This window comes from Bartonella sp. OD88NMGDW (genome assembly GCF_042193775.1).
GTDB lineage: Bacteria > Pseudomonadota > Alphaproteobacteria > Rhizobiales > Rhizobiaceae > Bartonella > Bartonella grahamii.
In genome coordinates this window covers 237,207-250,024 of the sequence record NZ_JBHIMA010000003.1, presented here as the reverse complement: position 1 = coordinate 250,024, position 12,818 = coordinate 237,207, and the positions used below count along the sequence as shown (strand labels likewise).

The 12,818-nt window shown below is 39.8% G+C and carries 11 protein-coding genes; 4 read left to right on the top strand and 7 right to left on the bottom strand.

Features of this window, described 5'->3' with window-relative positions:
* Positions 1–312 precede the first annotated feature (312 nt).
* Positions 313–750 carry a DNA polymerase gene (locus ACFIJR_RS04145; RefSeq protein WP_375651941.1) on the bottom strand — a complete coding sequence of 146 codons (438 nt, stop codon included), beginning with the start codon at positions 748–750 and terminating at the stop codon, positions 313–315.
* Between the two features lie 129 nt (positions 751–879).
* Positions 880–1,302 (bottom strand): hypothetical protein, encoded by a 423-nt coding sequence (locus ACFIJR_RS04140; RefSeq protein WP_375625381.1) that lies wholly within the window; start codon positions 1,300–1,302, stop codon positions 880–882.
* A gap of 938 nt (positions 1,303–2,240) precedes the next feature.
* Between ACFIJR_RS04140 and ACFIJR_RS04135 the strand changes: the two genes are divergently transcribed.
* Together ACFIJR_RS04135 and ACFIJR_RS04130 are read left to right on the top strand one after the other, a co-directional pair.
* Complete coding sequence (locus ACFIJR_RS04135) at positions 2,241–2,612, top strand: helix-turn-helix domain-containing protein (RefSeq protein WP_375653678.1); 372 nt, start codon at positions 2,241–2,243, stop codon at positions 2,610–2,612.
* Positions 2,613–3,364: 752 nt separating this feature from the next.
* Positions 3,365–3,736: a helix-turn-helix domain-containing protein gene (locus ACFIJR_RS04130; protein WP_375653678.1), complete on the top strand. Its 372-nt coding sequence runs from the start codon at positions 3,365–3,367 to the stop codon at positions 3,734–3,736.
* Between the two features lie 239 nt (positions 3,737–3,975).
* On the opposite strand, the gene ACFIJR_RS04125 is transcribed toward ACFIJR_RS04130, so the two are convergent.
* The 3 genes from ACFIJR_RS04125 to ACFIJR_RS04115 form a co-directional block, all read right to left on the bottom strand.
* Complete coding sequence (locus ACFIJR_RS04125) at positions 3,976–5,103, bottom strand: hypothetical protein (RefSeq protein WP_375653677.1); 1,128 nt, start codon at positions 5,101–5,103, stop codon at positions 3,976–3,978.
* 859 nt (positions 5,104–5,962) lie between these two features.
* Positions 5,963–8,542 carry an ATP-dependent chaperone ClpB gene (clpB, locus tag ACFIJR_RS04120; RefSeq protein WP_375653676.1) on the bottom strand — a complete coding sequence of 860 codons (2,580 nt, stop codon included), beginning with the start codon at positions 8,540–8,542 and terminating at the stop codon, positions 5,963–5,965.
* Between the two features lie 591 nt (positions 8,543–9,133).
* Complete coding sequence (locus ACFIJR_RS04115) at positions 9,134–9,280, bottom strand: hypothetical protein (protein WP_375625376.1); 147 nt, start codon at positions 9,278–9,280, stop codon at positions 9,134–9,136.
* A gap of 622 nt (positions 9,281–9,902) precedes the next feature.
* Here ACFIJR_RS04115 and ACFIJR_RS04110 point away from each other — a divergent pair.
* On the top strand, positions 9,903–10,268 hold the full coding sequence (locus tag ACFIJR_RS04110) for a helix-turn-helix domain-containing protein (RefSeq protein WP_375653674.1): 366 nt from the start codon (positions 9,903–9,905) through the stop codon (positions 10,266–10,268).
* A gap of 361 nt (positions 10,269–10,629) precedes the next feature.
* On the top strand, positions 10,630–10,995 hold the full coding sequence (locus ACFIJR_RS04105; protein WP_375626348.1) for a helix-turn-helix domain-containing protein: 366 nt from the start codon (positions 10,630–10,632) through the stop codon (positions 10,993–10,995).
* A gap of 429 nt (positions 10,996–11,424) precedes the next feature.
* On the opposite strand, the gene ACFIJR_RS04100 is transcribed toward ACFIJR_RS04105, so the two are convergent.
* Together ACFIJR_RS04100 and ACFIJR_RS04095 are read right to left on the bottom strand one after the other, a co-directional pair.
* Entirely contained in the window at positions 11,425–12,633 is a 1,209-nt protein-coding gene (locus tag ACFIJR_RS04100; protein ID WP_375653696.1) for an MFS transporter, read from the bottom strand.
* Positions 12,581–12,811: a hypothetical protein gene (locus ACFIJR_RS04095; protein ID WP_375653673.1), complete on the bottom strand. Its 231-nt coding sequence runs from the start codon at positions 12,809–12,811 to the stop codon at positions 12,581–12,583. The genes ACFIJR_RS04100 and ACFIJR_RS04095 overlap by 53 nt, the downstream gene beginning before the upstream one ends.
* Positions 12,812–12,818 lie beyond the last annotated feature (7 nt).

Sequence of the window (12,818 nt, the reverse complement as noted above, 5' to 3'; positions counted from 1 at the left end):
TAAAAAAGAAAGAATGTAAAAATTATGAGATCAAAATCTGCTATATTATTATATCAAAATCTGCTATATTATTATATTGACTTCCAGCCCACGTCTCAAAGAATGAAAATTCCCAACCAGAACTAGTCTACAATCCCACGTCAAAAAGCAGCTTTCCCCACAAAATAAAGCTTACACCCAACCACTCCTCAAACGACAGCACTTCGTCAGGCTCAACAAATCAAGCCCTCTCTCCTTAAACCACCATCCTTCACGCATCTCTTTGCAATACCCGCCTTACCCACACTCTCCTCCTATCCATGCGCACTCTCTTCATTCTCCATTCCCCTTTTTCTCTCCCATCACACACTTAACAACTGAACACCCCTCTTCCTCTAAACTTTCCCCTCCATTCACGAAAACACTTCCCCCAATCCTTCTCACTCCTCCATACCATGACAAAAAACATGCCCAATATGAATTGGTGAATATTTCGTCTTTTTTGTAGATAGAATTACTTATAGGTAACAGTTTTAACATCATAGCTGGGTACATACTGTTAACATCATATACTTCAATTCCATTATATATATGTCCCCCTGTCTTGATTAAAAAAACAAAGCCACCTTTATATGCATTTCTTAATATCTCATCATCATTTAATTCTAAAGTAGGTGTTAAAAAAGTTGCTTTTGTAATTTCCGATAAATTGTTCATTACAGGGCTTGGTAAAGTATCGTATTTTTTTAAAGTATCCTTTTTTAATAAAATGTCTTTAAACCATATCTTTTATGATATCATCTTCAGCTTTTGAGAAATTATTTTTTAAATCAGTCTTTTAGCACTGCTCTCTTTAACAATATTTCTTTTTAAATTAGTTATTATATTTATTGTAGTGAATTAACTGATTTTCAGTTTCTGGATACGCTTTAAAATAAAAAGCACTATTTGGAATTGATTCATTATATTTATGGGCACAAACAGCAAAGTTTTCTTTTTTTGTTTAAACTTTTTTTCTGCTTGCCATTTTTTTAATTCTCTGCTAGCTTCACACACATTCTTAGTAGTGACGGTTTCCGAAGGTGCGATTTCCTCCATCGCCTTTATACCTAATGAAGTACTAAGATATGAATGTGCATAATTTATACGTTTTTTTAAGTTTTGCAGATCAGTTTTTTTGACATTGTTTACCCCAATGTTGAGAATTTTTTCCGCTATTGAAGCCCTCTGTTCCCGCAGAGGGCTTATTTTTATAATAAGGTGACAAGTATAACTTGTATCATCTATTTTTTCTTGTAATAAATTAATAAATTTTTTCACCATTAAAACATCTGTTTAAAATTTCATAATCTTTAAACTCATAAGTTTTTTGTTTCTGGATTAGAAAATTGAACTTGCATTCTTATTTTAAAGTCAAGTCTCATTAGCAATACCGTGTATTTTATTACATAGTAAGCTCTATTATCGTTACTAGATTTAGTTAATTTTACTGATAAAATTAGGCCCATATTTTGACTGGTGGTTCCAAATTTAGAGACAATATCAAAAAATCTCGAATAGCTGTTCTTGCTATGACAAATAGAACTTTTTTATCATCAAAATACAGAACTGTTTGTACAGTATTAGTCTTTTTGTCTAAACTAGGAAGTTCTGCTTTACCTGCTGAATAACCTAGTACTTTAAATTTAAAATCAGCTTAACTATACATAAATCCATAAATCTTTCGCATCATTTTACGGATATACGTTTTTACGCTTTTACACATTCACAGAATAAAGCCAAACGAAACTTCCAAACCACCACTCCGCACTGCTCTGTAAACACGGGTCTGTAAACGAACAAAGCTTTTTGCCTAGTACCCCTTACAGTCTTCAGACACCCCCCTCAAACGACAACACTTCATCAGGCTCAATAAATCAAGCCCTGCCCTCAAATATTCCAGCTTTTCACTCCCCCTTCAAAGAGCAGTGTTTTATGGCACAATAGAATAGAAAATTTTTAATTTTTCTTGCCAATTTTCTGAAATTACTTTAACTTAAAGTGTAATTTTGGTCGTATACGCGACGATCAATAGAGAACTGAAAGCCCGAAACCTCGATACATAAGAATGAACCCACTTTTGCGGGTATCCCGGAATTCCGGGAGATTTTGCTATGTCCAGGTGCTTCCCAGCACTAAAAGCAAAAAGCTGATTAAGCTCAGTACTTTTAGACTCCCGGAATACCAATGCGAGGGCGCTCGCAACCGGAGGGGGGCTTGAAGTGCCAACTAAAAATCCACATTTTATCGACATTTTGATAGGCAAAAGAATCCGTCACAGACGCATTTCAATAGGGCTTTCCCAAAAAGAATTAGGGAGCCATTTAGGTGTCAGTTTCCAACAAATCCAAAAATATGAAAAAGGCTTCAATCGTGTAAGCGCAAAATGTTTGCTCGAAATCGCCCAAAAACTAGATGTCCCCGTAAACTTCTTTTATGCAAACCTTGCCACAAAAGAAGATATGCCCACAAAAGAAACTCTCTTACACCACGATCAAGAAACCTATAGCGAAAAAGAACACACCCTTTTAAAAAACTTTAGAGAGCTCAAAGCGAAAAAACAAAAAGCAATCTTGTGGCTAATTTCTGATTAAGCAAAAGCGCAACGATCAACATTATTCCATTCATATCCCCCTTTAAGTCAAATTCAAACCACCACCCCACAGCCCCTTCAAAGAGCGATGTTTATGGCATAATAGAATAGAAAATTTTTGATTTTTCTTGCCAAGCTTCTGAAATTACTTTAACTTAAAGTGTAATTTTGATCGTCTACGCACCGATCAAGAGGGATTAAAGGTCCTAAATCCGAGCGTAAAAACAAACCCGCATTGCGGATATCCCGGGATTCCGGGAGGTTTTGCTATGTCCAGGTGCTTCTCAGCACTAAAAGCAAAAAGCTGACTCGGATTCAGTACCTTTAACTCCCGGAATACCAATGCGAGGGCGCTCGCCCCCAGCGGGGGGCTTGAAGTGCCAACTAAAAATCCACATTTTATCGACATTTCTGATTAAGCAAAAAACGCGATTTATAATCCATATTTCGCACTTTTTTAAAAAGTACCCAATCTTATAGTCTTTGAGATTATTTTGATTTTTCTTGCTAATCTTCTGAAATTACTTTATCACTTAAAGTGTAATTTTGGTCGTCTACGCAACGATCAATAGGGATTAAAAACCCGAAGACTTGACACATAAATTTATCCCGCTTTGCGGGTATCCCGGAATTCCGGGAGATTTTGCTATGTCCAGGTGCTTTAGCACTAAAAGCAAAAAGCTGAGTCAAGTCAGTGTTTTTAACTCCCGGAATACCAATGCGAGGGCGCTCGCAACCGGAGGGGGGCTTGAAGTGCCAACTAAAAATCCACATTTTATCGACATTTTGATAGGCAAAAGAATCCGTCACAGACGCATTTCAATAGGGCTTTCCCAAAAAGAATTAGGGAGCCATTTAGGTGTCAGTTTCCAACAAATCCAAAAATATGAAAAAGGCTTCAATCGTGTAAGCGCAAAATGTTTGCTCGAAATCGCCCAAAAACTAGATGTCCCCGTAAACTTCTTTTATGCAAACCTTGCCACAAAAGAAGATATGCCCACAAAAGAAACTCTCTTACACCACGATCAAGAAACCTATAGCGAAAAAGAACACACCCTTTTAAAAAACTTTAGAGAGCTCAAAGCGAAAAAACAAAAAGCAATCTTGTGGCTAATTTCTGATTAAGCAACAGCGCAACGATCAATATTATTCCATTCATATCCCCCCCTTAAATCAAATTCAAACCAGCTTCCCCTCAAACAACAGCACTTCATCAGGCTCAATAACTCAAGCTCTGCCCTCAAATATTCTAGCACACCACACCCCTTCAAAGAGCAATGTTTTATGGAAGGGAGGATAATCAGCTGCATTTTTGTTGTCACTTATAATTTTCCAATGACTTTTGAATGCCTCAATTAGTCTTTTTATAGCACTTTTACTCTTTTTAAAGCTTCTTTCTCTGCTTCTTCTTTTAACTTCATGCCATTGGCGCTTTCGTACCTTTTTATTGTTTTTTCAATCTGATCATCAGTCCCTGCTTTAAAGACAATCATTGTTTCAAACGGACGAAATAATGACGATTGCGAAATATGAAACAAGATATTCGTACGCAAATTGCTTGGATCAAAATCGCTATACCTTTTTATTTTTAAGTCATCGATAGATATCGCTTTTTTTGACATAGCAAGACCAATAACATCGCTATTTTTCTCACCAAAATCTTTCACTTTTAAAAGGTTATTTTTAGCGTCATCAACTGTCGATATATTCATGACTTCGTCAAGAACTAGAGCATTTATATCAAATTGAGCACCTATGCCAAAAATGAATATAAGATCACGCAAAGAACAAGCTTTTTGAAAATAACAAGCATTGTACAAACGTGAGTGAATCCCAAGACATCCGACTGCTTGTCGAATGATTTTTATAGCGAGCTCATATGATTTTTCATCTAAACGATGATCACGAATGTCTGGAATGTAGATTTCTTGTGTTTCTTGTAACGGTGCAACTTCACTGTTTAATGCACGATCAATAAGCTTTTCTAACCAATTGTAACTCTCACTATTATCCTGCTCTCGGAGAGACGATCTAATCTCTTCTAAAAGATTGTCCAGCCCATACTCTTCTCTAAAAGCACGCTCTCTTCGATCACACGTCATCGTAAATGTATGGGTATTTTCTCGTTTGTCCGGTATAGATGATGCGTCAATTTCTGGATCATTCACTTTAAATGGATCAACGCTTTCTCCACTTTTAACAGGTATCCAATGCTCACCTCTAATAGTATCAGAAATTCTCTCCCCTTGCTTCTCCCTAAAAGAAAAGCCTTGTTCAAGAAACATCTTTAATGGATTGGAATCGTCCGGTGTTAACGGCATATCCCGTATTAAAAAGTCCAAAATTTCCTGTTGAAGCTTATCATCACTTATTAACGAATCTTTCCTATCCTCATAGAAATCCTTTAAGCCTTCTGGAATATGCCAATTGTAACTCTTAACTTCCTTTGCAAACCAGCTGTTAATTAATTCCTTGTTTGTGGCTAATTTCATGAGATTACACCCCCCGCTTAAATTTCAAATGATCCTTTTTATCAATAAATCCAAATACAGTTTTTATTAAAACTCTTGAAAAAAGTTCATTATCTGTTTCTCTTACTTAGTATTTACGATATTATAGTTTATTGGTAAATAAGAAAAGTAAAGTAAATTAAGATATAGATGATATTTTTAATATACACCTTCACTTAAACTTGCTTTTATAACAACGAATAGCGAAAATTTTAACCAAAACAAGTTAGGGTCTTGTTTTTCAAGTCTTTATCTTGATTAAAAAACTGCAAAGGAGCAAACTTGATTGTGCAGATAATCATGCTTCATTATCTACGAGCCACTAACAAGAGTGCAATCAATCAAACAATTTTTAAAAAAACTTTTAGCAAAATTTTAAAGCAGAAAAACGCATATCACCGAAAAAAATGAGAGAGCAGTGCATTTTACGCATCCTCCACCTTTTGCTTAAACAGCAAAACTCCAACCCATCGTCAAAATATCTTCGTCTAAAATCCCCCATGCCACACCCCTTCAAAGAGCAATGTTTTACGGCGAATAAACGGCATTTCTCTTTAACGCTTTTACGCATAAAGCAATAAAGCAATAAAGCAATCCCGCTTGTGACTTCACTTATAACATTGCAAGAAAATAGCTTTCACGACAAACAGAAGTAAAAGAATCCTACGATATTCGAGAACGCTCATTTAACATGCAAAAAAACCGACCACTCCCTTTGCTTTGCAATAAAACACCCCGCCTGTCTCATCGTGAATTTTTCTAAATCAGCATGCCTCAAAGAGCGGTGTTTTATCACATAATAGGATTATCACCGCTCTTTATAGCGTGAATTTCTCCACACTTAATCTTCAGGCAAAAATTCCAACCGATCGCCTTGTTTTGTAATTTTCACCGTTGATTCATCGTGAATTTTTCCAAACAAGATATTTTCCGCCAGTGGATCTTGAATTTCTTTTTGGATAATCCGTTTAAGCGGACGCGCACCATAGAGCGGATCATAGCCTTTATCGGCAAGAAATTTTCTCACCTCTGGCTCGATTTGCAAAGTTATTTTGCGTTCATTGAGCAAATTTTGCAAATGTTCTATCTGAATATCGACGATCGCTTCCATATCGTGACGTTGCAGCCTTTGAAAGAGAATAATCTCATCAATACGGTTTAAAAACTCCGGACGGAAAGCCGCTTTCACGACATTCATAACATCATTTTTTGCCTGATCGGTTGTTTGTCCTTCAGGCAAAGCGGTTAAAAATTCAGCACCAAGATTAGAAGTCATAATCAGCAAGGTATTGCGAAAATCGACGGTACGTCCTTGACTATCGGTCAAACGTCCCTCATCCAACACTTGTAGCAAGAGATTAAAGATATCCGGATGTGCTTTTTCAATTTCGTCAAACAGAATAACCTGATAAGGTCTTCTACGTACGGCTTCGGTCAGCACCCCACCTTCTTCATATCCAACATATCCAGGTGGCGCCCCAATCAGCCGCGCCCCAGCATGCTTTTCCATATATTCCGACATATCGATGCGCAACATGGCATTAGAGTCTTGGAACAGAAAAGCAGCAAGTGCTTTGGTTAATTCGGTTTTTCCCACACCGGTAGGACCCAAAAACATGAAAGAGCCAAGCGGGCGATTGGGATCTTGCAACCCTGCGCGCGCACGACGTACAGCGCGAGAAACAGCTTGCACAGCCTCTCCCTGCCCAATCACACGTTTGCTAATTTCATCTTCCATCCGCAACAGCGCCTCCCGTTCTGCCTCCAGCATCCGATCAACAGGAATACCAGTCCAGCGTGAAACAATCCGTGCCACATGTTCAGCAGTGACCGTCTCTTCAACGAGATGATTTTGTTGATCATCATTTTCCGCGATACTCAATTGTTTTTCGAGTTCAGGGATAACACTATAAGCGAGCTCTCCAGCTTTTTGGAATTGTCCATCACGTTGTGCAATAGCCAAAGCATTACGGGCTTCTTCGAGTTGTTTTTTCAAATCAGCAGCATGCCCTAATTTTTGTTTCTCAGCCTGCCAAGCCGTTGTCATCTCAGCGGACTGTTGTTCCAATGTTTTCAGTTCCTCCTGCACATTTTTCAAACGTTCTTTTGCTGTTGGCTCGACATCTGTTTTCAAAGCTTCCCGTTCGATCTTCAACTGTAAAATACGCCGATCAACAGCATCGAGTTCTTCCGGCTTTGAATCGACCTGCATGCGCAACCGCGCCGCCGCTTCATCGATAAGGTCAATAGCTTTATCCGGCAAGAAACGATCCGTAATATAGCGGTTAGACAAACGCGCCGCCGCAATCAAAGCACTATCTGCCAAGCGCACTTTGTGATGTTGTTCATATTTTTCTTTAATACCGCGCAAAATAGAGATAGTATCCTCTAAAGAGGGTTCCGGTACAAAGACAGGCTGAAAGCGGCGTGCAAGAGCAGCATCTTTTTCAACATATTTTCGATATTCATCGAGCGTAGTAGCCCCCACACAATGGAGCTCTCCGCGTGCAAGAGCAGGCTTTAACAAGTTAGAAGCATCCATAGGCCCGTCAGATTTTCCAGCCCCCACGAGATTATGCAATTCATCGATAAACAAAATGATCTGCCCATTTTCAGCTTGCACCTCTGCCAACACCGCTTTGAGGCGCTCTTCGAATTCCCCACGATATTTTGCACCAGCGATAAGCGCTCCCATATCCAGTGCATGAAGCTGTTTATCACGCAAGGTTTCAGGCACATCACCATTAACAATGCGCAATGCCAACCCTTCCACGATAGCTGTTTTCCCCACCCCTGGTTCACCAATAAGCACAGGATTATTTTTGGTCCGCCGTGAAAGCACCTGAATAGTGCGGCGGATTTCCTCTTCCCGCCCAATAACAGGATCCAGTTTTCCTTCACGGGCATCTTTTGTCAAATCACGAGCATATTTTTGCAAAGCATCATATTGGCTTTCGGCATGGGGGCTTGTTGCTGTTTTTCCCTTCCGCAAATCATTAATAGCCTCATTAAGCGCCTGCGCTGTCAACCCTCCGCTTGTAAGAATATCAGCAGTTTTTGCGGTCTTTTCCATGATCAGCGCTTGCAACACACGCTCCACAGTCACAAATTGATCACCAGCTTTTTTCGCCAGATCTTCCGCTATGTTAAAGACTTTTGCCAACGGCTGAGAGAGATAGAGCTGTCCATTTCCCCCTTGCACTTTAGGCAAAGCATCAAGCGCTTCGTTAAGCGCCTTTCGAATAAGAGTAAGATCACCACCCGCTTTTTGTATCAGTGATGCTGCCAATCCTTGAGAATCGTCTAACAACACTTTCAACAGATGCTCCGGCAAAAACTGCTGATGATCAGAAGCAAGGGCACCACTTTGTGCTGATTGTAAAAAACCCTGCACGCGTTCGCTATATTTTTCCAAGTTCATTTTTTTTCCTTAAATCTCAAGCCACCACCGCACTTTAAATTCCCCCAACATTCCACAAAAGAGACATCTTCAAAGGACCAACCACCCCCCACAAAACACCGCAAATGATGCCACATGAAGAAGAACCGTAGTGCTAAAAAGAATATGGGTCCTCACAAGCCCCATAGCAAGAGGGAGAGAAAGGCACACTGTCATTATTTAAATAAAAACTGCAACTCCCCTATAACCCCACCATCACAGCCCTCACCAGCACAGCCCTCACCAGCACAGCCCCACCAGCAAAGCCTCACCATCACACACTTAACAACTTAACACCCCTCTTCCTCCCAACTTCCCCCTCCATTCACAGCACTCTTTCCCCCATTTATCTCACCCCATTCCCCGCCAGACAAAAGCCCAACATGACCCCAAAACACGCACAATGCATAAATCCATAAGTCCTCCACTTCACTTTTACAGATTCACATTTTTACGCTTTTACATCTTTACAGAACGTAAACCAACGAAACTTCCAAACTATCGCCCCGCACACCGCTTTGTAAACACTGGTCTGTAAACAATCCAGCTTCTTATCTAAGGAAGGACTACTGATCACTTCATATAATTATCACCACCCCCCAAAAGACGCACTTCATCAGACAAGGCAGTTAAGTCCAGCCTAAAATATTCCCTTACACACTCTTCTCCAACCAACGCGCTTAACACCCCTCTTCCTCCCAACTTCCCCGCTCCATTCACAAATGCGTCCCCCCATTTATCTCACCACATTCCATGCCAGACAAAAGCCCAACATGACCCAAAACACGCACAATGCATAAATCCACAAATCCTCCACTTCACTTTTACAGATTCACATTTTTACGCTTTTACATTATTACAGAACAAAGCTAAAGGAAAGGTTCACCACCCCACGCTGCTCTATAAACAATAGTCTATAAACGAACAAAGCTTTTTGCCTAATCCCCTTACAGTCTTCAGACACCCCTCCTCAAACGACAGCACTTCCTCAGACTCAACAAATCAAGCCCTATCATGAATATTCTAGCTCTTCCCCCCTAAAAGAGCGATGTTTTATGGCATAACAGAATAAAAAATATTTTTGATTTTTCTTGCCAATATACTGAAATTACTTTACAAATTTAAAAGTGTTTTAGTCGTCTACGCAACGGTCAAGAGGGAAGACAAGCCCTAAGCTCTAGCGTAAAAACGAACCCACTTTGCGGATATCTTGAGTTTCCGGGAGTTTTTGCTATGTCCAGGTGCTTTAAGCACTAAAAGCAAAAAAACTGACTCGGATTCAGTACTTTTAGACTCCCGGAATACCAATGCGAGGGCGCTCGCAACCGGAGGGGGGCTTGAAGTGCCAACTAAAAATCCACATTTTATCGACATTTTGATAGGCAAAAGAATTCGCCACAGACGCATTTCAATAGGACTTTCCCAAAAAGCATTAGGGAGCCATTTAGGCGTCAGTTTTCAACAAATCCAAAAATACGAAAAAGGCTTCAATCGTGTAAGTGCCAAATGTTTACTGGAAATCGCCCAAAAACTAGAAATTCCCGTGAACTTTTTTTATGCAGACATTGCCACAAAAGAAAATCTTTCAATACATGCCCCACACCATGATCAATGCACCTATAGCGAAAAAGAACACACCCTTTTAAAAAATTTTAGAGACCTCCAGCCAAAAAAACAAAAGGCAATCTTATGGTTAATTTCTGATTAGGAAAAAATGCAACGATCAATATATCCTCCCCCCCCCTGCCTAAAATTTCCCATACCTGATATCACCACATCCCTCAAACAATACTGTTTTATGACATATTGATTTTTCTTGCCAATTTTCTGAAATTACTTTATCACTTAAAGTGTAATTTTGGTCGTCCACGCAACGATCAATAGGGAACTAAAAGCCCTAAATCCGAGCGTACAATTGAGCCTACTTTTGTGGGTATCCCGGGGTTCCGGGAGATTTTGCTATGTCCAGGTGCTTTAAGCACTAAAAGCAAAAAGCTGACTAGAGCTCAGTACTTTCAGACTCCCGGAATACCAATGCGAGGGCGCTCGCAACCGGAGGGGGGCTTGAAGTGCCAACTAAAAATCCACATTTTATCGACATTTTGATAGGCAAAAGAATTCGCCACAGACGCATTTCAATAGGACTTTCCCAAAAAGCATTAGGGAGCCATTTAGGCGTCAGTTTTCAACAAATCCAAAAATACGAAAAAGGCTTCAATCGTGTAAGTGCCAAATGTTTACTGGAAATCGCCCAAAAACTAGAAATTCCCGTGAACTTTTTTTATGCAGACCTTGCCACAAAAGAAAATCTTTCAATACATGCCCCACACCATGATCAAGAAACATACAGCGAAAAAGAACACACCCTTTTAAAAAATTTTAGAGAGCTCCAGCCGAAAAAACAAAAGGCAATCTTATGGTTAATTTCTGATTAAGCAAAAATGCAACGATCAATATATCCTCCCCCCCTGCTTAAAATTTCCCATACCTGATATCCCCCCCCAAAGAGTGATGTTTTACAGCATGATAAGATAATTCACGCTATAGCTTGTTTTCTGTTTCTGTTATTGCTTTAAGCCAAGCTGCTTGAGGATCAGCGACTGGGGTTTAAAGTTTGACTATTCGTAGCAAAGCAGAGTCACACAAAAATGACATTGTTGCTCAAAACCATGCCCCCTATTGAGTTTACGAGACAGTGGAACAGTGTCAAGAAGGCAAAGCCCCGAAAAAAAACATATGAGCGGTTAAGTAAAAATCAAAAATTGAATCTATAACGTTGAAAAAGCTTCCCGATGCTGGATTATTCCCGTGCCCCCTGAATCTCAGAAAAATGATTTAAAATACATGTTTCGTTGATGAGCCAATCATTGAGAACGAACAATTGACAAAGAACGGTTCACCAATATCCTGATAGCCAATAAACAGAATAATCCACTCAATCCAGAAAGAAGGAACAATTTTCCAGCCGAAGTGTGACCTAAAACAAACGCTCCAACAAAGGGCGCCACCAACATAGCTAAATTTTGTATAGACTGCACCCATCCGGAAGCCACCCCAATCTGTTCATTGAAATTGCTTACCAGATAAACATTAGAAGATATGGAAAAGTAAGCGCTCACCATTCCAATAAGAAAAAAACAGAACAACAAAGTCTCAATACGGAGTAAATCAAAGTAAAAAAAGCACACAGAGATCAAGACAAAACCAATCATTGATGACATTGCCGGCATTAACAACTCCGATATTTTGCCTGTAAGGGGTTTATGCTTTGATTGTTTCACACGCCAAAACCCATAGAGAAAATTACCAATCGCCGAAGCCGATACCAACATCCCAAGAGCTTGTTTATTCATTTTCATTACACTAAGAATAACGGGCAACTGATTATTCACCATAAAGATCATGGCAAAATACACAAATATCACCGCCACATAGGCATACCAAGTTGTCCCATAAAGCCTCTGCTGTGCTTGCGTGGTATTCGCTTTTTTTATTCTTAGCGACGAGACAGGTTGTGCACCAATAAAACAAAACACGATAAAGCCTAGCAATGTCAGAAATCCAGAAAACAATAAAGTATATGTATCTGACAAAAATGCAGAGAGAGCACTACCCAAAGCAGGTCCTATCATCTTCGCCATGCTATTGATCATATTAAGCACAGAATAGTAACGGGTCCGTTCGTGTTTAGGCACCGAATTTGCACTAAGAACGGAAATTGCAGGCATGGCGACACTATTGAATGTCGCTCGAATAACTGCCAATATAATAAATCCTTGCAGACTCGTCGCCAGCAATAAACCGACAGTACATAGCGCCCGTAACAGCAGTGACGCCCGCAACCAATGGATCATATAACGGCTACCGACCAACATTCCAATTGGCTTAGACAGAACGATACCAGGTAATAATGTTGCCGCTCCAATAAAAGCGACATCATATTGATCAGCTTTCCAGATGAACACAGATACGGTCAAAATCACGATATAATCAATCCAGCCCCCAAATGACACCATACCATTACCCAGCAAAAGCACCAACAAGCGATTGTTTATTGCCCCATCTCTTTGCACCAAAACACGCGCCCTTCTTTTTCCTTAGCAATACTTTAGCAATACTGATGAGATGATCAATTCTTCCCTCACACCCTAAAGACATCAACAACCTTCCGCAACAAAGCACCAGCAAGCGATTGTTTGCTGCCCCATCTATTTGCACCAAAACACGCGCCCCTTCTTTTTCCTTAGCCATACCTCAG